The 24,197-nt window shown below is 70.1% G+C and carries 24 protein-coding genes, 1 tRNA gene and 1 pseudogene; 21 read left to right on the top strand and 5 right to left on the bottom strand.

What is annotated here, in order from left to right; translation table 11 throughout:
• Positions 1 to 33: 33 nt before the first annotated feature.
• Entirely contained in the window at positions 34 to 489 is a 456-nt protein-coding gene (locus tag ACLQ24_RS01690; protein ID WP_425888614.1) for a DUF4383 domain-containing protein, read from the top strand.
• A 219-nt stretch (positions 490 to 708) separates the two neighbouring features.
• The gene (locus tag ACLQ24_RS01685) at positions 709 to 1,185 is read left to right on the top strand and encodes a DUF4383 domain-containing protein (RefSeq protein WP_425888613.1); all 477 of its coding nucleotides are present in this window, start codon (positions 709 to 711) and stop codon (positions 1,183 to 1,185) included.
• A gap of 4 nt (positions 1,186 to 1,189) precedes the next feature.
• Here the strand turns inward: ACLQ24_RS01685 and ACLQ24_RS01680 are convergent, their stop codons facing one another.
• Entirely contained in the window at positions 1,190 to 1,936 is a 747-nt protein-coding gene (locus ACLQ24_RS01680; protein ID WP_425888661.1) for a TetR family transcriptional regulator, read from the bottom strand.
• Between the two features lie 222 nt (positions 1,937 to 2,158).
• Positions 2,159 to 3,124, bottom strand: coding sequence for an acyl-CoA desaturase (locus tag ACLQ24_RS01675; RefSeq protein WP_425888612.1), 966 nt, complete (start codon positions 3,122 to 3,124; stop codon positions 2,159 to 2,161).
• A 91-nt stretch (positions 3,125 to 3,215) separates the two neighbouring features.
• On the opposite strand from ACLQ24_RS01675, the gene ACLQ24_RS01670 reads away from it, so the two are divergent.
• The 9 genes from ACLQ24_RS01670 to ACLQ24_RS01630 all read left to right on the top strand — a co-directional run bounded on the left by ACLQ24_RS01670 (position 3,216) and on the right by ACLQ24_RS01630 (position 11,296).
• Positions 3,216 to 3,536 (top strand): hypothetical protein, encoded by a 321-nt coding sequence (locus ACLQ24_RS01670; protein ID WP_425888611.1) that lies wholly within the window; start codon positions 3,216 to 3,218, stop codon positions 3,534 to 3,536.
• A gap of 45 nt (positions 3,537 to 3,581) precedes the next feature.
• Positions 3,582 to 3,653 (top strand) — tRNA-Gln (locus ACLQ24_RS01665).
• 110 nt (positions 3,654 to 3,763) lie between these two features.
• A complete protein-coding gene (glmU, locus tag ACLQ24_RS01660; protein ID WP_425888610.1) occupies positions 3,764 to 5,296 on the top strand; it encodes a bifunctional UDP-N-acetylglucosamine diphosphorylase/glucosamine-1-phosphate N-acetyltransferase GlmU in 1,533 nt (510 codons plus the stop codon).
• A 57-nt stretch (positions 5,297 to 5,353) separates the two neighbouring features.
• Positions 5,354 to 6,334 carry a ribose-phosphate diphosphokinase gene (locus ACLQ24_RS01655; protein ID WP_425888609.1) on the top strand — a complete coding sequence of 327 codons (981 nt, stop codon included), beginning with the start codon at positions 5,354 to 5,356 and terminating at the stop codon, positions 6,332 to 6,334.
• A 311-nt stretch (positions 6,335 to 6,645) separates the two neighbouring features.
• Complete coding sequence (locus ACLQ24_RS01650; RefSeq protein ID WP_425888608.1) at positions 6,646 to 7,344, top strand: 50S ribosomal protein L25/general stress protein Ctc; 699 nt, start codon at positions 6,646 to 6,648, stop codon at positions 7,342 to 7,344.
• A 90-nt stretch (positions 7,345 to 7,434) separates the two neighbouring features.
• Positions 7,435 to 8,025, top strand: coding sequence for an aminoacyl-tRNA hydrolase (gene pth / locus ACLQ24_RS01645; protein ID WP_425888607.1), 591 nt, complete (start codon positions 7,435 to 7,437; stop codon positions 8,023 to 8,025).
• 135 nt (positions 8,026 to 8,160) lie between these two features.
• On the top strand, positions 8,161 to 8,991 hold the full coding sequence (locus ACLQ24_RS01640; RefSeq protein ID WP_425888606.1) for an inositol monophosphatase family protein: 831 nt from the start codon (positions 8,161 to 8,163) through the stop codon (positions 8,989 to 8,991).
• 65 nt (positions 8,992 to 9,056) lie between these two features.
• Positions 9,057 to 9,968, top strand: coding sequence for a sulfate adenylyltransferase subunit CysD (gene cysD / locus ACLQ24_RS01635; RefSeq protein ID WP_425888605.1), 912 nt, complete (start codon positions 9,057 to 9,059; stop codon positions 9,966 to 9,968).
• Complete coding sequence (locus ACLQ24_RS01630; RefSeq protein ID WP_425888604.1) at positions 9,968 to 11,296, top strand: sulfate adenylyltransferase subunit 1; 1,329 nt, start codon at positions 9,968 to 9,970, stop codon at positions 11,294 to 11,296. The genes cysD and ACLQ24_RS01630 overlap by 1 nt, the downstream gene beginning before the upstream one ends.
• Positions 11,297 to 11,423: 127 nt before the next feature.
• Here the strand turns inward: ACLQ24_RS01630 and galK are convergent, their stop codons facing one another.
• Entirely contained in the window at positions 11,424 to 12,593 is a 1,170-nt protein-coding gene (gene galK / locus ACLQ24_RS01625) for a galactokinase (protein ID WP_425888603.1), read from the bottom strand.
• Between the two features lie 55 nt (positions 12,594 to 12,648).
• Positions 12,649 to 13,578 carry a UDP-glucose 4-epimerase GalE gene (gene galE / locus ACLQ24_RS01620; protein WP_425888660.1) on the bottom strand — a complete coding sequence of 310 codons (930 nt, stop codon included), beginning with the start codon at positions 13,576 to 13,578 and terminating at the stop codon, positions 12,649 to 12,651.
• Between the two features lie 245 nt (positions 13,579 to 13,823).
• Here galE and ACLQ24_RS01615 point away from each other — a divergent pair.
• The 6 genes and pseudogenes from ACLQ24_RS01615 to ACLQ24_RS01590 all read left to right on the top strand — a co-directional run.
• Positions 13,824 to 14,798 (top strand): annotated as a pseudogene (locus ACLQ24_RS01615) (hemolysin family protein); the annotation flags it as partial.
• 189 nt (positions 14,799 to 14,987) lie between these two features.
• Positions 14,988 to 16,013 (top strand): tryptophan--tRNA ligase, encoded by a 1,026-nt coding sequence (trpS, locus tag ACLQ24_RS01610; protein WP_425888602.1) that lies wholly within the window; start codon positions 14,988 to 14,990, stop codon positions 16,011 to 16,013.
• A 14-nt stretch (positions 16,014 to 16,027) separates the two neighbouring features.
• Positions 16,028 to 16,597, top strand: a complete 570-nt coding sequence (locus ACLQ24_RS01605) for a 2'-5' RNA ligase family protein (RefSeq protein WP_425888601.1) — start codon at positions 16,028 to 16,030, stop codon at positions 16,595 to 16,597.
• Positions 16,598 to 16,676: 79 nt separating this feature from the next.
• On the top strand, positions 16,677 to 17,600 hold the full coding sequence (locus ACLQ24_RS01600) for a YhjD/YihY/BrkB family envelope integrity protein (protein WP_425888600.1): 924 nt from the start codon (positions 16,677 to 16,679) through the stop codon (positions 17,598 to 17,600).
• Positions 17,601 to 17,608: 8 nt separating this feature from the next.
• Positions 17,609 to 17,986, top strand: a complete 378-nt coding sequence (locus tag ACLQ24_RS01595) for a GntR family transcriptional regulator (RefSeq protein WP_425888599.1) — start codon at positions 17,609 to 17,611, stop codon at positions 17,984 to 17,986.
• A 184-nt stretch (positions 17,987 to 18,170) separates the two neighbouring features.
• Positions 18,171 to 18,608: a hypothetical protein gene (locus tag ACLQ24_RS01590; RefSeq protein WP_425888598.1), complete on the top strand. Its 438-nt coding sequence runs from the start codon at positions 18,171 to 18,173 to the stop codon at positions 18,606 to 18,608.
• A 9-nt stretch (positions 18,609 to 18,617) separates the two neighbouring features.
• On the opposite strand, the gene ACLQ24_RS01585 is transcribed toward ACLQ24_RS01590, so the two are convergent.
• On the bottom strand, positions 18,618 to 18,989 hold the full coding sequence (locus ACLQ24_RS01585; protein ID WP_425888597.1) for a VOC family protein: 372 nt from the start codon (positions 18,987 to 18,989) through the stop codon (positions 18,618 to 18,620).
• Between the two features lie 342 nt (positions 18,990 to 19,331).
• Between ACLQ24_RS01585 and ACLQ24_RS01580 the strand changes: the two genes are divergently transcribed.
• The 4 genes from ACLQ24_RS01580 to ACLQ24_RS01565 all read left to right on the top strand — a co-directional run bounded on the left by ACLQ24_RS01580 (position 19,332) and on the right by ACLQ24_RS01565 (position 24,197).
• A complete protein-coding gene (locus tag ACLQ24_RS01580) occupies positions 19,332 to 19,679 on the top strand; it encodes a hypothetical protein (RefSeq protein ID WP_425888596.1) in 348 nt (115 codons plus the stop codon).
• 277 nt (positions 19,680 to 19,956) lie between these two features.
• Positions 19,957 to 21,024 carry a BMP family lipoprotein gene (locus tag ACLQ24_RS01575; RefSeq protein ID WP_425888659.1) on the top strand — a complete coding sequence of 356 codons (1,068 nt, stop codon included), beginning with the start codon at positions 19,957 to 19,959 and terminating at the stop codon, positions 21,022 to 21,024.
• 189 nt (positions 21,025 to 21,213) lie between these two features.
• The gene (locus ACLQ24_RS01570; protein WP_425888658.1) at positions 21,214 to 22,833 is read left to right on the top strand and encodes an ABC transporter ATP-binding protein; all 1,620 of its coding nucleotides are present in this window, start codon (positions 21,214 to 21,216) and stop codon (positions 22,831 to 22,833) included.
• Positions 22,830 to 24,197 carry an ABC transporter permease gene (locus tag ACLQ24_RS01565; protein ID WP_425888595.1) on the top strand — a complete coding sequence of 456 codons (1,368 nt, stop codon included), beginning with the start codon at positions 22,830 to 22,832 and terminating at the stop codon, positions 24,195 to 24,197. Before ACLQ24_RS01570 ends, ACLQ24_RS01565 begins: the two co-directional genes overlap by 4 nt.

The following is a 24,197-nucleotide window of genomic DNA, read 5'->3' as shown; positions in this document are numbered from 1 at the left end:
GACACCTCACCCCACGGCGTTGGAGACCCAGACATGGCCCACACCCCCATCAACCACCCCGCGCGGCCGATCTACCGGGCGATCGGCGGGCTGACCGGTCTGTACCTGGTGGTCTTCGGCGTGCTCGGCATCATCGCGAGCGCCGGCAACGAGGTCCTCGCGCAGGACGACACGAAGGTCCTCGGCCAGGGCACCAACCTCGGCCTCTCGCTGCTCTGCGTGCTGCTCGGGCTCGTCGTGCTGGTCGGCGCCGGACTCGGCCGCAACATCGACGTGGCGATCAACCAGTGGACGGCGTACTCGCTGATGGTGATCGGCCTCGGCGCTCTCGCGTTCATCCGCACCGACGCCAACATCTTCAACGCCAACATCCTCACGGTGATCGTGGTGCTGTCGGCCTCCCTGGTGCTGCTCATGGCCGGCATGTACGGCAAGGTCGGCACGGACGAGGAGGCGGAGGCGTTCCAGAAGGCTCGGCTCGTTCTCTGAGGCTTCTTTGGTTGCTTTCGTGGTTGCGGCCGTGGGTTTTCGCCGGAGCCCGAGCTGCTCCGGGCGGTCAGGCTTGATCCCTGCGTAGCTCGGGCTCCGGCGAAGACCTGACCTGGTCCAGCCATTCGGCGGACTGGGCAGCCATCGGTGGTTTGCCTGACATGCCCGTTTCGTTGGGTGACAATTCCCCTGAACCAGTCACATCAGGGGGTCAGGGGTATGGCGCACTTTCCGGTGAACCATCCGGCGCGGCCGCTCTACCGGGTTCTCTCCGGGCTGATCGGCGTCTACATCCTGGTCTTCGGTGTCTGGGGTGTCGCCGAGACGATCGGCGACCCGTTCTTCGCCCGGAGCAGCACCTGGGCCCTCGGCCTACGGACCAACCTGGCCTTCTCGCTCGCCTCCGTGGTCTTCGGAGTCGTCCTGATCATCGGGGCGTCCCGACGCAGCAACCTGGGCCACTACATGAACCTCACCGCCGGCGCGGTGTTCCTGGTGACCAGCATCCTCATGATGTCCGTGCTGCAGACCGACGCGAACTTCCTCAACTTCTCGATGTCGACAGTGATCGTGTCGATGTTGTTCGGCCTGGTTCTGCTCGGCACCGGCCTCTACGACAAGGTCGGCCCGTCGGAGCACGCCGAGGCGGAGCGCGAACGCCGCAAACATCCGGTGGCCGACGCGCACCGAAGTTGACGGCTCAGCGGCGGCGCGCGGTGATCAACGTGGGCTTCGCCTCCAGATGCGACAACCCGTTCCAGGCCATGTTGACCAGGTGCGCAGCCACCGTCTCCTTGCGCGGTTTGCGCACCTCCAGCCACCACCGGCCGGTCAGGGCGACCATGCCCACGAGCGCCTGCGAGTAGAGCTCGGCCAGCTTCGGGTCGTACCCGCGGCTCTTGAACTCGGCGCCGAGGATGTGCTCGACCTGGTGGGCGACGTCGTTCATCACGCTGCTGAAGGTGGCCGTGCCGGACATCAGCGGCGACTCGCGGACCAGCACCCGGAATCCGCTGGTCTCCTCCTCGATGTAGCCCAACAGGGCCATCGCGGCCTGCTCCAACAACTCACGCGGATGCCCCGCCGTCAGCGCCGTGGTGATCCGGTCGAGCAGGGCCCGGACCTCCCGGTCGACCACGACCGCGTAGAGCCCCTCCTTGCCACCGAAGTGCTCGTATACCACCGGCTTGGAGACCTTGGCCCGGGCCGCCACCTCCTCGATGGAGGTGGCGTCGAAGCCCCGCTCGGCGAAGAGTTGCCGGCCGATCGCGATCAACTGCTCCCGGCGCTGGGCCGCCGACATGCGTACCCGTGAGGTCGACTTGGGTTTCGCTGCCGCTGCCGCTGCCGCTGCCGCTGCCGCTGCCGCTGCCGCTGCCGCTGCCGCTGCCGCCGCCGCGGCCGGCGCCGGCCGCCGGCCGCCTGCCTCGTCACTCACCTCGGGCATGTCGCCGCCTCGCTGGCGCTCGGTCACGCCCTGCCGTGGGATGGTGTCTCCGCTGTGCCCGTTCACGTCGTCGCCTCACTGGCGGGCGGCCCGACCGCCCTGCCGTGTCGTGCGACCAAACCCGGAGCGGGCCCGGCCCTCGTCCGCCGAGCCGTCCGGTCCCCCCGCGTCGCTCGGTCATCCGGCCATCCTGCCAGGCGACACCCCGTGACACCGCCCGGTTTACCGAGGTGCGACCGGCTTCATGAGCTTGGCGGCGAGGCGCTCAGGCTTCGGCCAGCGCACCTGCGACGCGGCACCGATCTTCTCGAACAGCCAGATCACCCGCGCCGAGATGTCCACCTGACCCCGCAGCACACCGTGCCGCGCGCTGGTCGGGTCGGCGTGGTGCAGGTTGTGCCAGCTCTCACCGAACGACAGGATCGCCAGTGGCCAGAAGTTCGACGCGCGGTCACCCTGGCGCATCGCGAACGGGCGCTCGCCGTACACGTGGCAGACCGAGTTGATCGCCCAGGTGACGTGGTGCAGGAGGCCGATCCGGACCAGCCCGGCCCAGAAGAACGCGGTGAGCGCGCCCTGCCACGACCAGGTCACCAGACCCCCGATCAGCGCCGGGCCGAGCAGCGAGATGACCACCAGCGCGGGGAAGAGCCGGTCCACCCGGCTGATGTCGCGGTCGGCGATCAGGTCCGGCGCGAAACGCTCCCGGTTGGACAGCTCGCGACGGAACAGCCAGCCGACGTGGGCGTGGAACAGGCCCCGGGTCAGCGCCCAGACGCTCGTGCCGAACCGCCACGGCGAGTGCGGGTCACCCTCCAGATCGGAGAACGCATGGTGCCGCCGATGGTCGGCCACCCACTGGATGATCTCACCCTGCACCGCCAGGGATCCCGCCACCGCCAGGGTCACCCGCAGCCACCGCTTGGCCTTGAACGAGCCGTGCGTGAAGTAGCGGTGGAAGCCCACCGTGATGCCGAGCCCGGAGACCACGTACCAGACCAGGCCGATGGTCACGTCGGTCCAGCCCAGCCAGCCGCCCCAGGCGACCGGTACGGCAATCAGCAGGGCCACGAAGGGGATCACGACGAACGCCCACAGGGCGGCCAGTATTCCGGGGGACTGGGTGCCGTCGGTGAGCGGTTTCGGGCCGGAGCCGGTGCTGTTGGGTTCGAGCACGGTAGTGGACATGACACCTCGCAGAGGGGACGGAAACGATCACGAACCTACGCCTACGTCACCGTAACTTACGGCCTGGTAGATCGCACGGGGAAGTTTGGAATTGCTGTCGTACGTGCGTTCCAATCCGCTGCTCACGACCGATCCATCCGCTGTCGAAGTGCGCCGTCTGCGCGTCGAGGAACAGCTCTCCGTCGCCCAGCTCCAGGCCCGCTCGGGCATCGGGCGCAATCGACTTCAGCACCGCCTGCGCGGGCTGGCTGCCGACCGGTTCCAGGCCACCACGTGCAAGCGTCACCGGGTCGACACCTATCCAGGGCGCCTGATGATCGAGGTGCCCAGGTCGCGGTATTTGTACTGGGAGATCGAGGGATCATGGAGGGCATCGGTGCTGGCGCCGACGAAGTCGAGCGTTAAGGTGTAGCGGCAGGATGCGAATCCCGTCGCGTCGACGTTCTCGACGTGGTGATCGGCCGTGGTGTAATTGGCAACACCCGGGTCTTTGGTACCCGTATTTCAGGTTCGAACCCTGGCGGCCGAGCTGTCCCCATAAGTCCGCTTTAGGTTCTCGTGGGGGTAAGAGGGAACCGTGCCGGGCCTCGTGGTTAGCATGGCCGCGAGAGTGTCCACCGTCCCGACGGGAGCCACGTCGTGCCCCAGCCCCACCTTCGTACCGTCGTCGTACTTGCCGCCGGTGAGGGCAAGCGGATGAAGTCGACACTGCCCAAGGTGCTGCACCCCCTGCTCGGTCGTACGCTGCTCGGCCACGTGCTGAGCGCCGCCGCGCCGCTGGCCGCCGACCGCACCGTCGTCGTGGTGGGCCACGGCGCCGACCAGGTCCGCGCCCACCTGACCGAGATCGCCCCCGACGCCACGCCCGTGCTCCAGGCCGAGCAGCTCGGCACCGGGCACGCCGTGCGGATCGCGTTGGATGCCGTGCCGGAGGGCGCCGGCACGGTCGTGGTGATCAACGGGGACGTGCCGCTACTCCGACCGGAGACGGTCGGGGCGCTGGTCACCGCGCACGAGGAGGCTGCCGCGGCGGCCACCGTGCTGGCCGCCGAGGTGCCCGACCCGACCGGGCTCGGGCGGATCGTCCGGGACGCCGACGGCCGACTGGAGCAGATCGTCGAGGAGCGCGACGCCGACGCGACGCAGCGCGCGATCCGCGAGATCAACGCTGGCATCTACGCGTTCGACGCGGCGCGGCTGCGCGACGGGTTGGGCAAGCTCTCCACGGACAACGACCAGGGCGAGGAGTACCTGACCGACGTGTTCGCTCTGCTCCGCTCGGCCGGCGAGCCGGTCGCGGTGCACGTGGCCGTCGATCACGTCGAGACGCTCGGGTGCAACGACCGGGTGGAGTTGGCGTCGCTGCGTCGGCTGCTGCGCGACCGGGTGAACGAGGCCTGGATGCGCACCGGGGTGAGCCTGCTCGACCCGGTGACCACCTGGATCGACGTGACGGTGGCGGTGGACCGCGACGCGGTGATCGACCAGAACACCCAGCTACGCGGCGCCACGGTCGTCGGTGCGGGCGCGCTGATCGGACCGGACGTCACGCTGATCGACACGATCGTCGGCCCGGCCGCGTCGGTGGTCCGCAGTCACGCGGTCGGCGCCGAGGTGGGCGCGGGCGCGAGCGTGGGGCCGTACGCGTACCTGCGGCCCGCCGCGCGGCTCGCGGACAAGGCGAAGGTCGGTACGTTCGTCGAGGTGAAGAACTCCGAGATCGGCGCCGGCTCCAAGGTGCCGCACCTGACGTACGTGGGTGACGCGACGATCGGCGAGCAGACCAACATCGGGGCCGCGTCGGTCTTCGTGAACTACGACGGGGTCAACAAGCACCGTACGGTGATCGGCAGCCACGCCCGGACGGGGGCGGACAACATGTTCGTGGCGCCGGTCGAGGTGGGCGACGGCGCGTACACGGCGGCCGGTTCGGTGATCGTGGACGACGTGCCGGCGGGCGCGATGGGCGTGGCCCGGGCGCGGCAGCGCAACATCGAGGGCTGGGTGGTGATGCGGCGGGCCGGTACGGCGGCGGCCGAGGCCGCGCAGCGTGCCCGCGATGCGAAGGGTGCGTCGGAGGTGGGCGGCACCGCAAGTGACAGTGAGGCAATGCACGGGCGGGCCGAGACGGTGGGCGGTGCGTCCGGCGCGGGAGATACTGCAACCGAATAGTCCCCGACCCACCACCACCGGGCCGGGTACCGCCGACAAACGGGAGCAGACGGGCCCATGGGCAGCATCGTCGCCGAAAACCGCAAGAGCCTGATGCTCTTCTCCGGACGGGGTTTCCCGGAGTTGGCCAAGGAGATCGGCGAGGTGCTCGGCGTGGCACCGACGCCGGCTGACGCGTACGAGTTCGCCAACGGCGAGATCTTCGTACGGTTCAAGGATTCGGTGCGTGGTTCGGACGCCTTCGTGGTGCAGTCCGTGACGCACGGGGTGAACACCTGGGTCATGGAGACCCTGATCATGGTGGACGCGTTGAAGCGGGGTTCGGCGAAGCGGATCACCGTGGTGCTGCCGTTCTATCCGTACGCGCGGCAGGACAAGAAGCACCGGGGTCGGGAGCCGATCTCGGCCCGCCTGGTGGCGGATCTGCTGAAGACCGCCGGTGCGAACCGGATCCTCACGGTCGACCTGCACACCGCCCAGATCCAGGGCTTCTTCGACGGCCCGGTGGATCACCTCTTCGCCATGGACGTGCTCGCCGAGTACGTGGAGCACAAGTACGCGGGTCGGCCGATGACCGTGGTGGCGCCGGATTCGGGCCGGGTGCGGGTGGCCGAGCGGTGGACCGACCGGCTGGGCGGCTGCCCGCTGGCGTTCATCCACAAGACCCGTGACCCGATGAAGCCGAACCAGGTGGTGGCGAACCGGGTGGTCGGTGAGGTGGAGGGTCGGGTCTGCCTGATCGTCGATGACATGATCGACACCGGTGGGACGATCACCAAGGCGGCGGACATCCTGAAGGAGTCGGGTGCGGCGGAGATCGTGGTGGCGTCCACCCACGCGCTGCTGTCGGACCCGGCCACCGAGCGGTTGAAGAACAGCTCGATCAGCGAGGTCGTGGTGACCAACACACTGCCGTTGCCGCCGGAGAAGCAGTTGGACAAGCTGACCGTGCTGTCGATCGCGCCGCTGCTGGCGCGGGCGATCCGGGAGGTGTTCGACGACGGCTCGGTGACCACCCTCTTCGGTGGCCTGAGCTGAGAGTGGCCGAATCCGGCGACGAAGGCTGACAAACTGGTCGAAAAGGGCTGACTCGCCGACGGGAAACACCGTCGGCGGGTCAGCCTGGAGCCGTGACCGGGGACTGCCGGAAACCTGGGAAATGGCTCGGGTAGACTGGTGCGGTTGCCACGGCGAGGGTGCCCGGCGGGCCGCTGAATAGCGCCGCACGGAGGCACCGTCATCGACGCGGTGCTCCGGGCAGTCGTTCATGACGCATGAGCCCCAGCGAGCCCCTCGCCCCAGCACCGCCAGACGACAAGCCGCCGCAGCGAAGCATCAGGAGTTTCCCCGTGTCCGAGGTAAAGATCAGCGCCGAGCCCCGCACCGAGTTCGGCAAGGGTGGTGCCCGTCGTACCCGCCGGGCCGGCAAGGTGCCCGCCGTGCTGTACGGCCACGGCGAGAAGCCCAAGCACATCGCGCTGCCGTCGCGGGAGTTCGCCGCCGCGATCCGTAAGGGTGGCGCCAACCAGCTCTTCGCGATCGAGATCACCGACGGCACCCAGGTGCTGGCGCTGCCGAAGGCGATCCAGCGTGACCCGATCAAGGACAGCTTCGAGCACGTGGACCTGATCCTGGTCCGCCGCGGCGAGAAGGTCACCGTCGAGGTTCCGGTGCAGCTGACGGGCGAGGCCGCCCGGGACACCCTGATCGTGCACGACCACGACACCCTCTCGGTGACCGCCGACGCCACCAAGGTCCCGGATCACCTCGAGGCGTCGATCGAGGGCCTGGAGGCGGGCTCCCAGGTGACCGCCGCCGACGTCGAGCTGCCCTCGGGTGTCGAGCTGGTCGCCGACTCGGAGCTGACGGTCGCCTCGGTGACCGCCGCGCCGACGGCGGAGCAGCTCGAGGCGACGCTGCCCGAGGTCGAGACGGCCACCGACGAGGCCGAGGCCGAGGTCGGCGAGACCACCGAGGGCTCCGAGGGCGCGGACGCCACCCCGGCCGCCGAGGGCGACGAGAGCACCGAGGCGCGTACCGAGGCCTGATCGGTTCGTACTCTGCTGGCAGGCGTCCCCGAGCTTCGGGGGCGCCTGCCGGCTTATGGGGAGTCGGCAAGGACGCGGGAGGGGCGGGTCGTGACGGACGAGGCGGGGCCGTGGCTGGTGGTCGGCCTGGGTAACCCGGGCCGGGAGTACGCCGGGAACCGGCACAACGTCGGGTTCATGGTGGCCGAGTTGCTGGCTGGGCGCGTGGGCGCGCGGTTCGGCCGGCACAAGCGGGCGGTGGCCGAGGTCGCGGAGGGTCGGCTGGGGTTCGGCGGCCCGAAGCTGGTGCTGGTGAAGCCACTGACGTACATGAACCTCTCCGGCGGGCCGGTGGCGGCGCTGTCGCAGTTCTACAAGGTGCCCCCGGCGCAGGTGGTCGCGGTGCACGACGAGCTGGACATCGAGTTCGGTCAGGTGCGGATCAAGTGCGGTGGCGGCGAGGGCGGGCACAACGGCCTGCGTTCGATGTCGAAGTCGTTGGGCACCAAGGACTACGTCCGGGTGCGGTTCGGGGTGGGTCGCCCGCCGGGGCGGCAGGACCCGGCCGATTTCGTTCTGTCGGATTTCGGCGCGGCGGAACGCAAGGAGCTCGATTTCCTGGTGGACCGGGCCGCCGACGTGGTGGAGTCGGTGATCGTCAAGGGCGTGGAGCCGACCCAGAACCTGTATCACGGGGGTTGAGTCGGGCGGTGCGTACCGGATCGGAAACGCCGGGCCGGTAGTCTGCGCCTTTCGGCGTGCCGTGGCCGGCGACGCGGGTCGCGGCCGATCGGTGCGTGCGGGCACGGGCCGCGGCGAGGCGACGGGAGCGGGCAGATGGGCAGTCCTCCGATGATCGACGGGGCGTTCGCCCGATGGTTGGCCTCCCGGGCCGGTCAGGCGCTGCTCGACCTGCGTGCGGAGTTGGGCTTCGCGGACACCGGGGCGCTCAAGTCGGCCGGGGACAAGGTGTCGCACGACCTGATCCGCACGGAGTTGGCGCGGTGGCGACCGGGCGACGCGGTGCTGTCCGAGGAGGACGAGGGCTCGCGGTTGGCCTGGGCGGCGGAGGTGAACGCCGGGGCGGTGTCCCGTCTGACCGCGGACCGGGTCTGGATCATCGATCCGTTGGACGGCACCCGGGAGTTCGCCGAGGAGGGCCGCTCGGACTGGGCGGTGCACGTCGCGCTCTGGGCGCGGAGCGCGCCGAGCCCGCACGGGCTGGTCGCCGGAGCGGTGGGGTTGCCGGCGCAGCACCGGGTGCTGTGCACCGACTATCCGCCGGCGTACCCGCCGATGACGGTGGAGGCGGCGACGGCCGGTGAGCGCAAGATCCGTCTGGCGGCGAGTCGGAGCCGGCCACCGGTCTTCCTGACCGACCTGGCCGAGGACGTGGGCGCGCACCTCGTGCCGATGGGTTCCGCCGGGGCGAAGATCGCTGCGGTGGTGACCGGCGAGGTGGACGCGTACATCCACGCCGGCGGGCAGTACGAGTGGGACTCGGCGGCGCCGGTGGCTGTGGCGACGGCCACCGGACTGCACGCTTCCCGGATCGACGGTTCTGCGCTTCGATACAACGAGGCGGATCCGCGCCTGCCGGACCTGTTGGTCTGTCGCAAGGATCTCGCCAGCCGGTTGCTTGCAGCGCTGCAGAGGCATTCCGGGTAGCCTGAGCGCACTTCTTGACATGTCCGACCGGAAAGGTCTGGAAATCGGATGAGCGAGCGAGTGTCATGACCTCCCCCGCGGCCTACCGGGTCTCCCACCTGGACGCTCTCGAGGCGGAGAGTGTCTTCGTGATGCGCGAGGTTGTCGCCGAGATGGAACGTCCGGTGCTGCTCTTCTCCGGCGGCAAGGACTCGATCGTCATGCTGCGGTTGGCGCAGAAGGCGTTCGCTCCGGCCAACATCCCCTTCCCGGTCATGCACGTCGACACCGGGCACAACTTCCCCGAGGTGCTGGAGTACCGCGACCAGCGGGTCGCCGAGCTGGGGTTGCAGCTCGTCGTGGCGAGCGTGCCGGAGGCCCTGGCCAGTGGCATGGTCCGGGAGTCCGGCGACGGGATGCGCAACCGGATCCAGACGCCCGTGCTGCTCGACGCGGTGGAGAAGCACCGCTTCGACGCGCTGTTCGGCGGCGCGCGCCGCGACGAGGAGAAGGCGCGGGCCAAGGAGCGGGTGTTCAGCTTCCGCGACGAGTTCGGTCAGTGGGACCCGAAGAACCAGCGACCGGAGCTGTGGTCGCTCTACAACGGCCGGCACCACCCGGGCGAGTCGATCCGGATCTTCCCGCTGTCCAACTGGACCGAGCTGGACGTCTGGCACTACATCGCCCGCGAGCGCATCCCGCTGCCCTCGATCTACTACGCCCACGAGCGCGAGGTGATCGAGCGCGACGGCATGCTCTACGCGGTCAACGAGTTCTTCCGCCCACGCGCCGGCGAGGAGCGGTTCAAGGCCCAGGTGCGTTACCGCACCGTCGGCGACGCCTCCTGCACCGCGGCGGTCCGCTCGGACGCGGACACCGTGGAGAAGGTCATCGAGGAGGTGGCGGCCACCCGGATCACCGAGCGGGGCGCGACCCGTGGTGACGACCGGGTCAGCGAGGCCGCCATGGAGGACCGTAAGCGGGAGGGCTACTTCTGATGAGCACCGAGACCCTGGCATCCACGAATGCGCAGGCGCGGGCTGTTACCGGGGCCGGGCCGGAGGCTCGGTCCATGGACCTGCTGCGGTTCGCGACCGCCGGCAGCGTGGACGACGGGAAGTCCACCCTGATCGGCCGGCTGCTGTACGACACCAAGTCGCTCTTCACCGACCAGTTGGCCGCGGTGGAGGCGGTCAGCGTGGCCCGTGGCGACGAGTACACCAACCTCGCGCTGCTGACCGACGGCCTGCGCGCGGAGCGGGAGCAGGGCATCACCATCGACGTGGCGTACCGGTACTTCGCCACGCCCCGGCGCAAGTTCATCATCGCGGACACGCCAGGGCACATCCAGTACACCCGCAACATGGTCACCGGCGCGTCCACGGCCGACCTGGCGTTGATCCTGGTGGACGCCCGCAAGGGCCTGGTCGAGCAGTCCCGCCGGCACGCGTTCCTGTGCTCGCTGCTGCGGGTGCCGCACCTGGTCCTGTGCGTCAACAAGATGGACCTGGTCGACTGGTCGCAGGAGGTCTACGAGCGGATCGCCGACGAGTTCACCGCGTTCGCCGCGAAGCTCGACGTACCGGACCTGACCGTGGTGCCGATCTCCGCGCTGCGCGGCGACAACATCGTCGCCCGATCGCAGAACATGCCCTGGTACGAGGGCCCGTCGCTGCTGCACCACCTGGAGCGGGTGCACATCGCCAGTGACCGCAACCTGGTCGACGTCCGCTTCCCGGTGCAGTACGTGATCCGCCCGCAGTCCACCACGGTCACCGACTACCGCGGCTACGCCGGTCAGGTCGCCTCCGGTGTGCTCAAGCCGGGTGACGAGGTGATGGTGCTGCCGTCCGGCTTCACCAGCCGGATCGCCGCCGTGGAGACCGCCGACGGGCCGGTCGCGGAGGCGTTCCCGCCGATGTCGGTGACGGTACGGCTGGCCGACGAGATCGACATCTCCCGGGGCGACATGATCTGCCGGCCGAACAACGCGCCCGCCGTCGCCCAGGACATCGAGGCGATGGTCTGCTGGATGGACGAGACGGCCCCGCTACGGGTCGGCGGCCGCTACGCGATCAAGCACACCACGCGGTCGGCGCGGGCGATCGTGCGCGGGCTGTACTACCGGCTGGACATCAACTCGTTGCACCGCGACGAGTCGGCCGACGAACTGCGGCTCAACGAGATCGGCCGGGTGCGGCTGCGGACGACGGTGCCGCTGCTGGCCGACGAGTACCGCCGCAACCGCACCACCGGCGGCTTCGTCATCATCGACGAGGCCACCAATCGCACGGTGGGCGCCGCCATGATCGTCGAAGCCGCCTAGCGCCCTGCCCGCTCCACCCGCTCCACCCACCCATCCGGTGATCAAGAGGTTTGCGTCAATCCGAGCCCGGATTCTGACGCGAACCTCTTGAGCACCGGGGTGATCACCGGGGGAACGCCGGCCGGGGTCAGTGCAGGCGGGTGGCGCCGGGGGCGGGGAGGACCGGAACCGTGGTGGGGGCCGTGTAGTTGCGTTCGGCGTAGGCGGCCCGGACGGCCTCGGCCACCGCGTCTGCGCGGTCGGTCTCGACCAGGGCGAGGACGCAGCCACCGAACCCGCCGCCGGTCATCCGTGCCCCCAACGCGCCGGCCGACAGCGCCGCCTCGACCGCCGTGTCGATCTCCGGCACGGTGATCTCGAAGTCGTCGCGCATCGAGACGTGTGAGGCGGTGAGCAGCGGGCCGATGTCGCGGACCCGGCCGGCGCGCAGCAGCGTGACAGTGTCCAGCACGCGCTGGTCCTCGGTGACGACGTGTCGGACCCGCCGTCGGGTCTCGGTGTCGTCGAGCCGGGCCAGGGCGGTGTCGAGCTGGTCGACCGGCACGTCGCGCAGCGCCGGGACGCCGAGCGCCTCGGCGGCGGCCTCGCAGGATCGGCGGCGGGCGGCGTACTCGCCGTCGGCGTGCCGGTGCGGGGCGCGGCTGTCGATGACCAGCACGGCCAGCCCGGCGGCGTCCAGGTCGAACGGGATGTGCTCGACGGACTCGTCGCGGCAGTCGAGGAAGAGTGCATGGCCGGCGCGGCAGCGGATCACGGCGGACTGGTCCATGATGCCGGTCGGTGCGCCCACGTAGACGTTCTCCGCCCGCTGCGCCAGCCGCGGCTGCCGTTCTGCGGGCAGCTCCAGTCCTGCGAGGTCGAGCAGGGCGGCGAGCACCGCCGACTCGAGCGCGGCCGACGAGGAGAGCCCGGAACCCAGCGGCACGTCGGAGGCGATGGCCAGCCGGGCGCCGGGCACCGCGTGGCCGGCGTCGCGCAGCGCCCAGACCACCCCGGCCACGTACGCGCCCCAGCCGGTCACCCGGCCGGGCTCGGCCACGTCGTCCGCGTCGAAGCTGATCGTCTCGCCGGAGAGTTCGGACCAGACCGTCCAGCGCTCGTCGTCCCGCCGGTCGGCGGCGACCACGGTACGCATGGGCAGCGCGAAGGGCAGCACGAACCCGTCGTTGTAGTCGGTGTGCTCGCCGATCAGGTTGACCCGACCGGGTGCGGCCCAGAGGCCGGCGGCCGGACCGTCGTACTGTTCGGTGAAGCCGACCGTGGCCCGCTCGACGACGTCACCGGTGGGGCCGGTCATAGCGCCTCCTTTGTTCGCGACTGCGGGGCTCGCAAATCCGGCTCACTCCTCCCGCTCACGACTGCTCCAGGACGTGCGCGCGGTAGAAGGCCCAGGCATCGCCGACCATGTCGTGCAGGGTGGGCTTGCGGGGCACCCAACTCAGCTCGTCACGGGCCAGCGCGGAGGAGGCGACCAGCTCGGCGGGGTCACCCTCGCGGCGCGGCGCCACCTCGACCGGAAGCTGGTGACCCGTGACCTCGCGGACCACGTCGACCACCTGGCGGTTGGTGAAGCCGTTTCCGTTGCCGAGGTTGTAGATGCGGTGCTGACCCACGGTGGCGGCGTCCAGCGCCAGCAGGTGCGCGCGGGCGAGGTCGGCGACGTGGATGTAGTCGCGTACGCAGGTGCCGTCCACGGTGGGGTAGTCGTCGCCGAAGAGTTGGAGCTTCTCCCGCCTACCGGCGGCGACCTCGAGGGCGATCGGGATGAGGTGCGTCTCCGGGTCGTGGCGCTCGCCGAGCGCGACGTCGCCGGCGAGGTGCGCTCCGGCCACGTTGAAGTAGCGCAGCGACACGGCGGCCAGCCCGTGCGCGACGGCCTCGGACGTGAGCGCCATGTCGACGGCGAGCTTGGTGGCGCCGTACGTGTTGGTGGGTGCCTTGACCGCGGTCTCCGTGATCGGCAGCTCGGTGGGGTTGCCGTAGACGGCGGCCGTGGAGGAGAAGACCATCCGCGGTACCCCTGCGGCGCGGACCGCGTTGATCAGGGCGAGCGTACCGACGGTGTTGGTCTGCCAGTACAGCTCCGGCTTCACCATCGACTCGCCGGCGGCGATGAGGGCGGCGAAGTGCAGCACTCCGTCGAAGCCGGCGTCGGGGGTGAGGACCTGGGCGGCGTCCTGGATGGACGCCTCGACGTGGGTCGCGTCCGGAGCGAGCGCCTCACGGTGACCGGTGCGCAGGTCGTCCAGGACGACGACCTGGTGGCCGGCGTCGAGCAGCATCCGGGTCACCACGCTGCCGATGAAACCGGCACCCCCGGTGACGAGCAGTTTCACGTCGTTGCCTCCTGCCTGGCCCGCCGGGACGTGGCCCTTGGTGATCACCCTACGGCGGCGATCGGGAGCAGTGTGGATCGCGCCGCGCGCCATTCCATCATAATCTCTCATGTTTAAACAGAGCCGCACATGCCCCGGTGACTCCGTGTGATCTCCCGTGTGGCGGGCACACGGTGTCTACCATCTCTGTCATGCGGGAAGCGGCCCGTTCCGGGCTCCGACGACGCGGGCGGGGAGGCTCCCCCCGCGACCCCGGGCCGCTCGCCCGAGCCGTCGCCCGGGTGCTGGTCCGTACCGCCGACGGCGCCAGCCGCCTCGTCACCAATCTGCTCGGGACCGGTCCGGCGGCCGGTCGGGAGCGCATCTCCGAGGCCGAGCTACGGGATCTGGTCGCGGCCAACACGGTGCTCGACCCGGACGAGCGACGGATCATCGACGAGGTGTTGGTGGCCGGCGCGAGCCTCGTCCGCGAGGTGATGATGCCCCGCACCGAGGTGGTCTTCCTGCCGGCCCGGCTGACCATCGCCGAGGCCGCCCGGCTGGTGCGGGCCGAGACGCACACCCGCTACCCGGTCACCGACGGCACCCATGACGACGTGGTCGGGTTCGTGCACCTGCGGGACGTGCTGCTGCGTCCGGACGCCGACCCCTGTGGCACCGTCGGCGAGCTGACCCGCGAGGTCAAGCAGGTGCCCGGGAGCAAGCGGGTCCTGGCCGCGCTGACCGAGATGCGCCGGGAGGGACACCACCTGGCGGTGGTGATCGACGAGTACGGCGGAACCGCCGGCATCGTCACCCTGGAGGACCTCATCGAGGAACTCGTCGGGGAGATCCACGACGAGTACGACGCGACACCCGACTCGACGCACGCCGGTCTGCCTGCGGTGGTGGACGGCCGGCTCAACCTCGCCGACTTCGCCGAGCGGACCGGGGTGGCGCTGCCCGCCGGGCCGTACGAGACCGTCGGCGGGTACGTGATGGCCGTGCTGGGTCGGTTGCCGCTGGCCGGGGACGAGGTTCCGGTACCCGCCGAGCCGTCCGACGGCGGCGGAGGAGATCCGGCGGCCCCGGCGGACGGTTGGCTGCTGCGGGTGCTGGCCCTGGACGGACGCCGGGTCGCCCGGCTCGCGGTGACGGCGGTACGGGTGCCGGAACAGCGGCGCGACCCCGCCACCGGCCTTCTGCGCGAGGCGGACGGGAGCGCCGCGGGGCAGCGGCGCGGCGGCGCTGTGGGGCCGAGTCGACGGGTAGGCACGGCCGGGCGACGCGAGGTCAGCGCCCCGACACCGGCAGGCCGGGGCCGACGCGCCGGCCCGTCATGACGGCTCCGCTCGCTTGCTGACAGAATTATCGTCATGCCCGACGTTCCCGAACGACCCCGCGTCTTCTCCGGCATCCAGCCGACGGCCGACTCGTTCCACCTCGGCAACTACCTGGGAGCCGTGCGGCACTGGGTGGCCCTGCAGGACACCCACGACGCGTTCTACTGCGTGGTGGACCTGCACGCGATCACCGCCGGCCACGACCCGGCGGTCCTGCGTCAACGGAGCAGGGTGGCGGCCGCCCAGCTCTTCGCGGTCGGTATCGACCCCGACCGCAGCACCCTGTTCGTGCAGTCGCAGGTGCCCGAGCACCCGCAGCTGGCCTGGGTGCTCGGCTGCATCACCGGCTTCGGCGAGGCCAGCCGGATGACCCAGTTCAAGGACAAGTCGCAGAAGCAGGGCAACGAGCGGGCCAGCGTCGGGCTGTTCACCTACCCGGTCCTGCAGGCCGCCGACATCCTGCTCTACCAGGCCAACGCCGTGCCGGTCGGCGAGGACCAGCGCCAACACCTGGAACTGTCCCGCGATCTTGCCCAGCGCTTCAACTCGCTGTTCGGCGCGACGTTCACCGTGCCCGCGCCGCACATCGTCAAGGACACCGCGAAGATCACCGACCTGCAGGACCCGACGGCGAAGATGTCCAAGTCGTCGTCCTCGCCGGCGGGCATCATCGACCTGCTGGAGGACCCGGCCCGGTCCGCGAAGAAGATCCGCTCCGCGGTGACCGACACCGGCCGGGAGATCGTCTTCGACGCCGAGACCAAGCCGGGTGTGTCCAACCTGTTGACCATCTACTCGGCACTCAGCGGGCGTGGCATCGACGACCTCGTGTCGGCGTTCGCCGGTCGCGGCTACGGCGACCTCAAGAAGGAGTTGGCCGAGGTGGTGGCGGAGTTCGTCCGTCCGATCCAGGAGCGCACGCGCACGTACCTCGACGACCCGGCCCAGCTCGACAAGCTGCTGGCCGCCGGCGCGGAGAAGGCCCGGTCCGTAGCCGGCGCGACCCTGCGGTCCGTGTACGAGCGAATCGGCTTCTTCCCGCCGGTGCGCGGCGAATAACGCTGCGGGGACAGGTGGCCGACGTGGTGGCACGGAGCGTGGATCGCAGTGGCGGGGTGCCGTCGAGCGGCGACACCGTGCAGATCGGCATCGCGGTGGACATCCCGGAGCCGTGGGGGGCGCAGCTCACCCGGCGACGGGTCGAGGCGGGTGATCCCCTCGCGGTGCCCGCGCACGTGACGCTGCTCGGCCCGACCGAGATCCCGACCGACGTGCTGCCAGGCGTCGAGCGGCACCTCGCCGCCGTGGCCGCCGCGCACCTGCCGTTCACGCTGCACCTGCGGGGCACGGGCACGTTCCGGCCGGTGACGCAGGTGGTGTTCGTGGCGGTGGCCGCCGGCATCAGCGAATGCGAACTGCTGGCCGCGGCCATCGCGGCCGCGCCGGGACTGCACCGCCCGACCCGCTTCCCGTACCATCCGCACGTCACCGTGGCCCAGGACGTCGCTCCGGAGGCGTTGGACAAGGTGTACGAGGATCTGGCCGACTTCTCCGCGATGTTCGAGGTCGACGGGTTCACCCTGTTCTCGCACAGTGGACAGGCCCGGTGGCAGCCGCGCCGGGACTTCCGCCTCGGCGACTGAAGCTCGGCGACGCGCCGGGCGGCGAGCAGTCTTGTGCTGGTTGCCGGGACGGCGGCAGGAGATCGGCGAGGATGATTGCGTGAACGTGATCGGCCGGATCGAGGCGGGTATCGACCGCTGGGTGGGTGCCGCGCGCGCCCGGTCGGGCCTGTTCGACCACGTGTGGCGCGCCGGGACGCTCTACGCCGACGTGTTGGCGGGGCGGCTCGCCGCAGCGATCGCCTACTACGGCTTCTTCGCAGTCTTCGCGCTCGCCCTGGTCGCGTACTCCATCTTCGGCGCGATCCTGGAGGACAACGACGAGGTCAGCGAGGCGGCGGCTGGGTTCCTGAAGGAGAACCTGCCGTTCCTGGACGCGCAGCAGATCGCGAACTCCAGCGGGACGGTCGGGGTGGTCGGCCTGGTCATCCTGGTGTTCACCGGCATCGGCTGGGTGGAGGCCATCCGCTCCTCCCAGCGGCTCATGTACGCGCTCAACCAGCAGCCCGGCAACCTCGTGGTCCGGCGGCTGGTCGACCTAGGGGTGCTGATCGGCGTCTTCGTGCTGCTCGGCCTCTCCGTGGCGGCGGTGGACGCGTTGGAGTCCCTGCTGCGCTTCCTGCTGCGCAGCACCGGGTCGGTCGGCCTGACCACCGTCAGCGCCGTACTCAGTGTGCTGGTCAACGCGGTTCTCGCCACCGCGCTGCTGCTCGCGGTGCCCCGACTGCGGATGAGCCGGTCCCGGTTGCGTCCGGTGGTGCTGCTGGTGGCGGTGGGCATCACGCTGCTCAACACCGTGGGGCGGTACTACGTGGTGCGCACCGAGCGGAATCCGGCGTACACCGTCGTGGCCGGCGCGGTCGGTCTGCTGCTCTACCTCTATCTGCTGAACCAACTGGTGCTGTTCGGAGCGGCGCTGCTCGCGACCAGCCGGAGCGGGCGTGTGGTGGACCTGGCCGAGGGTGCCCCGGCGGTGGATGTCGACGAGAACACCGATCCCGGCGCTCCGGGCGGTGCGGGGTGACGGCGGAGATGCCCGACGTGCTGATCACGGTCGACCAGGATTCGCCGGTGCCCCCGTACGAGCAGGTGCGTGTGCAGCTCGCCGAGCTCATCGGCGACGGCCGGTTGCCCGTGGGCAGCCGCCTGCCCACCGTCCGGCAGCTCGCCGCCGACCTGCGCCTGGCCGCGAACACGGTGGCGCGGGCGTACCGGGAGTTGGAGGCGGCCGGACTGTTGCAGACCCGGGGACGCAACGGCACCTTCGTCGCCCCTGGGCGGGACGACGCCGTCGACCGGCTACACCGGGTCGCCGTCGAGTACGCCGCCGAGGCGCGGCGGCTGGGCGTACCTCCCGATCGCGCTGTCGCTCTCGTCCGCGCCGCCGTCGACGCCACCCGGCACGACTGAGCCGAGGACGGCGAAGGCTGCTCGCCAACCACAACTCCGACGAAAACCTCGCGCTCGACCTGTACGCGGGTTGCATCCAGGCGGTACGTCGCCGGGCCGCTGAGTGGCTGCCGATCGGACTCCGGACGGGCGGTAACTGAACAGAACAGCACCGATGCTCGCGTTCGCGGACCATGATGAGCGCGTGGGCGCACTTATGACACTGGACCTGCCGGCCGACTCGCCGATGCTCGGCCTGCCGTGGATCATCACCTTCGGGCCGCTCGGAGACCTGGACGAGTGGGAGCCGGTGGTCTGCGGGCCGTACGAACGGCCGCACGCGTTGGCGTTGGCCGAGGCGGTGGTGGCCGAGGAGCAGTTGATGGCGGTGGTCGAGCCGCTGCTGACGGCGCTGTCGGCCGACGAGATCCGCAGCGAGATCGCCGCCGCGCAGGTGGCCGCCGAGGACGAGGCCCGGCAGGTCGAGGGGGCCGACCTGTACGGCGACTTCGAGGACGTGATCGACGAGGAGTTGGACGCCGCGGTCGACGAGGCGGGTCACGGCGAGCCCGCCGAGCCGCCGGACGAGGCCGAGGTGCGCGCCGGCTTCACCCGGATCGCGGCGCTGCTCACCGCGAAGTGACGCGGCGGGTCAGCGCGTCGGCGGGCCGTCCAGCACGCAGAACTCGTTGCCCTCGGGGTCGGCGAGCACGGTGAACCGCTCGTTCCCGGTCTGGCCGACGTCGACGTGCCGTGCGCCGAGGCCGACCAGCCGACGTACCTCGGCCTGCGGGTCGGTGTCCGCGACCAGGTCGAGGTGTACCCGGTTCTTGCCCTGCTTGGTGGTGCCGGAGCCCTGCAACCAGATGGTGGGCGCGGGGGCGGTCGGCTGCTCCGGCGGCCAGAGCTTGGCGCTGCCGTCGTCGCCCTGCTCGACCTGGTAGCCGAGCGCCGCCGACCAGAACGTGACCATCAGGTCCAGGTCCTCGACGTCGATCGTGTACTGCGCCATCCGTACCACCATGGGGGTCACCTCCGTCGCGTCGGTGTCCCTGGCGGTACCCACGGCGGCGACCGGACACACCACGGGCGTCACACGAACACCGGCGCCGCGCGGAGTTCGCTCCGCGTGACGCCGGTGCACCTCACCCCCCACCACAAGGGGTCGGCAGCCCAGTCGCCCGTTGGCGCGGGGCACGACGGACGACCAGGTCGGAATTGGGTTACCCGTTCAGCGCCGTTCCAACCAGGCAGCCGCGTCGACCGGCAGTAGGTGATCGGCGCGCGCGAGGCTCGGGCGGGACTGCCACGCCGATTGACCGACCCAACTACTACAAAGTGTCGTTGATGGGGGAGGATGGGTGGCGTGGAAGCACTTCGACTTATTCTCCTCTATGTCCATCTGATCGGCTTCGCCCTGCTGCTCGGTGGCTCGATCGCCCAGTACGTCAGCGGGAAGCTGCGGATCAACTCCGCCATGCTCTGGGGCGCCGTGATCCAGTTGCTGACCGGCCTCGGGCTGTCCGCGCCCCTGCGCGGCGGCGGTGACGCCGAGCCGGACCCCGCGAAACTTGTGACGAAGTTGGTGATCGCGCTGCTCATCTTCGTCATGGTCTTCTTCTCTCGTAAGCGGGACGTGGTCAACCGCGGCCACTTCCTCGCGATCGTCGGCCTGACCCTGGTCAATGCGGCAGTGGCGGTCTTTTGGCGGTAGCGTCCGAGGAGGAACCGCTCGCCGGAAACCGGACATCCGCGACGCCTCGGCGTTCGGTTAGCAGCACGAAGAGTGATGTGCCCCACGCAAGGGTTACACCCGGGTAACAGGCGCTCAACAGTCGTGCACGATTGTCGGCCGGTGGGTGGGCGCGGGCGTACGCTCCCGTCCGTAACGTGGGACAGCCGGCGGCACACCCGCAGGTCGGCTGATGGGCTGCCACCGCACTAGGCGCGGTGTGCAATGGGAAGGAGACGTCTTGCGCTCGGTGCGTGGGATGCGGATCGCCTCGATCTTCGCGGCAGGTGGGCTCGTGCTCAGCGCCGCCGCGTGTGGCGAGGCCCCCGATGATGACAAGAACGCCGGCAGTGGCGCCAAGAAGTACAGCGCCTGCATGGTGACCGATGTCGGCGGCATCGACGACAAGTCGTTCAACACCTCGGCCTGGAAGGGCCTGCAGGCGGCCAAGGCCGCCAACGACAACATCGACATCAAGTACGTCGCGTCGAAGGCCGAGGCCGACTACGAGCCGAACCTGACGCAGTTCGTCAACCAGAAGTGCGACTTCATCCTGGCCGTCGGCGGCCTGATGGCCAACGCGACCTCGAAGATCGCCAAGGCGAACCCGAACCAGCAGTTCGGCATCGTCGACGCCAACCCGGGTGACGCCAACGTCTACCCGATGCAGTTCGACACCGCCCAGGCCGCGTTCCAGGCCGGCTACCTGGCCGCCGGGATGAGCAAGAGCGGCAAGGTGGGCACCTACGGTGGTCTGCCGATCCCGCCGGTGACGATCTTCATGGACGGCTTCGTCGACGGTGTGGCGTACTACAACACCACCAAGAAGAAGAACGTCCAGGCGCTGGGCTGGAACAAGGAGACCCAGAAGGGTTCCTTCACCAACGACTTCGCCAAGCAGGACGAGGGCAAGAAGGTCTCCGACGCGCTGGTCGCCCAGGGCGCGGACATCATCATGCCGGTCGCCGGCGGCTCCGGCCTCGGCACCACCTCCGCGGCCAAGGCGTCCGGTGGCAAGTACAACACCATCTGGGTGGACGTCGACGGCTGCGAGAGCACCCCGGACTGCGCCGCGATCATCACCACCGTGGTCAAGAACATCCCGGAGGCCGTCAAGGAGGCCGTACTCAAGGCCGCCGGTGGCGAGAAGTTGCAGGCCAAGCCGGGCTTCGTCGGCACCCTGGCCAACACCGGTGTCTCGATCGCTCCGTTCCACGACTTCGACAGCAAGGTTCCGGCCGAGCTGAAGACCGAGGTCGACAAGATCAAGGCGGACATCGCCGCCGGCACCATCACCGTCACCTCGAAGGCCCAGCCGACCAAGTGACGACCGGCCGGCTTTTCCGGTGGGATCATCGGGGGGCCGGCGGGGGACAGGTACGACCGATACGGCCGCTCCGGCGTCGCGGGTGACCACCCGTGGGCCGGAGCGGCCGATCTCGCCACGGCGGCCGGCCGGTCCAGCCCGGTCACCGGCAGCTACGCTGCACCATCGCTCGCACTCCAGGAGGTTGCGCTGAGACTCGAACTGCGCGGCATCACCAAGCGGTTCGGTGATCTGGTCGCCAACGACCACATCGACCTGACGGTGGAGCCTGGAGAGATCCACGCCCTGCTCGGCGAGAACGGCGCGGGCAAGTCGACCCTGATGAACGTGCTCTACGGGCTCTACCAGCCCGACGAGGGCGAGATCCTGGTCGACGGCGAGCCGCTGAAGCTGAAGGGTCCGTCCGACGCGATCGGCGCCGGGATCGGCATGGTGCACCAGCACTTCATGCTGGTGCCGGTCTTCACGGTCGCGGAGAACATCATGCTCGGCGCCGAGCAGACCCGGGGCGGCATCGCCGGCTTCCTGGACCGGCGGCGGGCCCGGCGCGAGGTCGCCGAGGTGTCCGAGCGCTACAACCTGCGGGTCGATCCGGACGCGGTGATCGAGGATCTGCCGGTCGGCATCCAGCAGCGCGTCGAGATCGTCAAGGCGCTCACCCGCGACGTCGACCTGCTCATCCTGGACGAGCCGACCGCCGTGCTCACTCCGCAGGAGACCGACGAACTGTTGACGGTCATGCGGTCGCTGAAGGCGGCCGGCAAGTCGATCGTCTTCATTACCCACAAGCTGGGCGAGGTCAAGGCGATCGCCGACCGGATCACGGTGATTCGGCGCGGAAAGACCGTCGGTACGGCCTCTCCCGAGGCCAGCCGGGACGAGTTGGCCGCGCTGATGGTGGGCCGCAGCGTGCGGCTCACGGTCGACAAGTCGCCGTCCACCCCGGGTGACCCGGTGCTGGAGGTGGCCGGGCTGGTCGTCGAAGACGACCGACAGGTCCGGGCCGTCGACGGGGTGGACCTGACCGTGCGGGCGGGCGAGGTCCTCGGTGTGGCGGGGGTGCAGGGCAACGGTCAGACGGAGCTGATCGAGGCGATCATGGGCCTGCGCCCGGTGCTCGCCGGCACGGTCAGCCTGGGCGGTGACCGGATCGACGGTTGGACGACCAAGAGGGTGCTCCGCGCCGGCGTCGGCTACGTGCCCGAGGACCGCAGCGTGGATGGCCTGGTCAAGGAGTTCAGCGTCGCCGAGAACCTGGTGCTCGACATGTACGACCGGCCGCCGTTCGGCGCCGGACTCGCGCTGAAGTCGGACGCGATCGCCGTGTCGGCGAAGGAGCGGATCGAGCAGTTCGACGTCCGCACCTCGTCAGCGGACGCGGCGGTGGGCACCCTCTCCGGCGGCAACCAGCAGAAGGTGATCGTGGCACGGGAGCTGTCCCGGCCGTTGAAGCTCTTCATCGCCGCCCAGCCCACCCGTGGCGTGGACGTCGGGTCGATCGAGTTCATCCACAGCCAGATCATCCACGAGCGGGACGTCGGCACCGCGGTCCTGGTGGTGTCCAGCGAGCTCGACGAGGTGGTCGGGCTGGCTGACCGGATCGCGGTGATGTACCGCGGCCGGATCATCGGCATCGTCGGCCCGGACACCCCGCGTGCGGAGATCGGCCTCCTGATGGCCGGCATCAGCCCGGACGCCGAACACGGCACGGACGCCGAACACGGCACGGACGCCGAGCCGACCGACGGCGCGGCCATCGACGGGAGTCCGGCGAGCGACGCGGGCTCCGCGAACGAGGACGAGGCATGAGCGACCCCACCCCGCAGTCCGGCTCGCCGGACAAGGAGCCGGCGAGCAAGGCGCAGGCCGCGCAGAACGCGCTCGGCAACACCGAACGGGCTGAGTCGGCGACCCAGCCGGCCTCCCCGGCGTCGAAGCCCGAACCGGAGCCGGAGCAGTCCCTGGGCCGGTTGTTCCTGGACAACCTCTGGGCGGCCAACACCTTCACGGTGACCCTGCTGTCACTGGTGCTGGCGATCGTGGTCGGCGCGGTGTTGATGATCATTTCTGATCCGGACGTGCTGCACACCTACACCTACATCACCGCCCGCCCCTCGGACGCGTTCAGTTCGAGCTGGACGCTGGTGAGTGAGGCGTACGCGAACCTGTTCAAGGGCTCGATCTTCGACCCGGAGGCGTTCTCCGGCTGGCTGAACGGCAGCAACGGCTGGCAGGCGGTGCTCGCGCCGATCTCCGAGACGCTTACGTACGCCGCGCCGCTGGTCTTCACTGGCCTGGCGGTGGCGCTGGCCTTCCGCGGCGGCCTGTTCAACATCGGCGCGCAGGGTCAGGCGACCATCGGCGTTATCCTGGCCGCGCTGGCCGGCTTCCTGCTGCCGTTGCCGCCCGGCCTGCACCTGCTGGTGGCGGTGCTGGCCGGCGCGCTAGGCGGGGCGCTGTGGGGCTTCATCCCGGGCATCCTCAAGGCCCGCGCCGGCGCGCACGAGGTGATCAACACGATCATGCTCAACTACGTCGCCACGTACTTCCTGACCTGGCTCATCGTGCAGAACGGCGTGCAGGACCCGAAGCGGACCGACGCGATCAGCAAGGCGGTGGACACCTCCGCGCAGCTGCCCCGCCTGCTCGGCGACAACCTGCGGGTGCACGCCGGCATCCTGCTCGCCGTGCTGGCCACCTGGGCGGTCGCCTGGCTGCTCAACCGGTCCACGCTCGGCTTCGAGCTGCGGGCGGTCGGCGCCAACCCGGACGCCGCACGGACCGCGGGCATCAGCGTCACCCGGACGTACATCCTGATCATGGTGTTCTCCGGGATCCTGGCCGGTCTGGGCGGCTCGAACATGGTGCTCGGCTCGACCGCCAGCGCGTTGACCCCGCTGGTGGTCGCGCAGATCGGCTTCGACGGCATCCTGGTGGCGCTGCTCGGCCGGGTAAAGCCGTGGGGCGTGCTGCTCGCCGCGCTGCTGTTCGGTGCGTTGCAGGCCGGGGGCAACCGGATGCAGTCGTACTCAGGTATCTCGCTGGAGCTGGTGACCGTGCTACAGGCGCTGATCGTCATCTTCATCGCCGCACCCGCCCTGGTGAAGGCGATCTTCCAGCTCCGGGCCGCACGGGCCGCCCGGTTGCAGACGAGCCTGGCGAAGGGCTGGTAA

The organism is Micromonospora sp. DT4 (assembly GCF_049841675.1).
Lineage (GTDB): Bacteria > Actinomycetota > Actinomycetes > Mycobacteriales > Micromonosporaceae > Micromonospora.
Note: the sequence above shows the minus strand (reverse complement) of the source record. Positions and strands in the feature narration are given on the sequence as shown.

What these genes read in the sequence shown, in the direction of transcription:
- ACLQ24_RS01690 (WP_425888614.1), top strand. Translation starts at nt 34, where the DNA reads ATGGCCCACACCCCCATCAACCACCCCGCGCGGCCGATCTACCGGGCG.
- ACLQ24_RS01685 (WP_425888613.1), top strand. Translation starts at nt 709, where the DNA reads ATGGCGCACTTTCCGGTGAACCATCCGGCGCGGCCGCTCTACCGGGTT.
- ACLQ24_RS01680 (WP_425888661.1), bottom strand. Translation starts at nt 1,936, where the DNA reads ATGCCCGAGGTGAGTGACGAGGCAGGCGGCCGGCGGCCGGCGCCGGCC.
- ACLQ24_RS01675 (WP_425888612.1), bottom strand. Translation starts at nt 3,124, where the DNA reads ATGTCCACTACCGTGCTCGAACCCAACAGCACCGGCTCCGGCCCGAAA.
- ACLQ24_RS01655 (WP_425888609.1), top strand. Translation starts at nt 5,354, where the DNA reads ATGGGCAGCATCGTCGCCGAAAACCGCAAGAGCCTGATGCTCTTCTCC.
- ACLQ24_RS01640 (WP_425888606.1), top strand. Translation starts at nt 8,161, where the DNA reads ATGGGCAGTCCTCCGATGATCGACGGGGCGTTCGCCCGATGGTTGGCC.
- cysD (WP_425888605.1), top strand. Translation starts at nt 9,057, where the DNA reads ATGACCTCCCCCGCGGCCTACCGGGTCTCCCACCTGGACGCTCTCGAG.
- ACLQ24_RS01630 (WP_425888604.1), top strand. Translation starts at nt 9,968, where the DNA reads ATGAGCACCGAGACCCTGGCATCCACGAATGCGCAGGCGCGGGCTGTT.
- galK (WP_425888603.1), bottom strand. Translation starts at nt 12,593, where the DNA reads ATGACCGGCCCCACCGGTGACGTCGTCGAGCGGGCCACGGTCGGCTTC.
- galE (WP_425888660.1), bottom strand. Translation starts at nt 13,578, where the DNA reads ATGCTGCTCGACGCCGGCCACCAGGTCGTCGTCCTGGACGACCTGCGC.
- trpS (WP_425888602.1), top strand. Translation starts at nt 14,988, where the DNA reads ATGCCCGACGTTCCCGAACGACCCCGCGTCTTCTCCGGCATCCAGCCG.
- ACLQ24_RS01595 (WP_425888599.1), top strand. Translation starts at nt 17,609, where the DNA reads ATGCCCGACGTGCTGATCACGGTCGACCAGGATTCGCCGGTGCCCCCG.
- ACLQ24_RS01585 (WP_425888597.1), bottom strand. Translation starts at nt 18,989, where the DNA reads ATGGTGGTACGGATGGCGCAGTACACGATCGACGTCGAGGACCTGGAC.
- ACLQ24_RS01575 (WP_425888659.1), top strand. Translation starts at nt 19,957, where the DNA reads ATGCGGATCGCCTCGATCTTCGCGGCAGGTGGGCTCGTGCTCAGCGCC.
- ACLQ24_RS01565 (WP_425888595.1), top strand. Translation starts at nt 22,830, where the DNA reads ATGAGCGACCCCACCCCGCAGTCCGGCTCGCCGGACAAGGAGCCGGCG.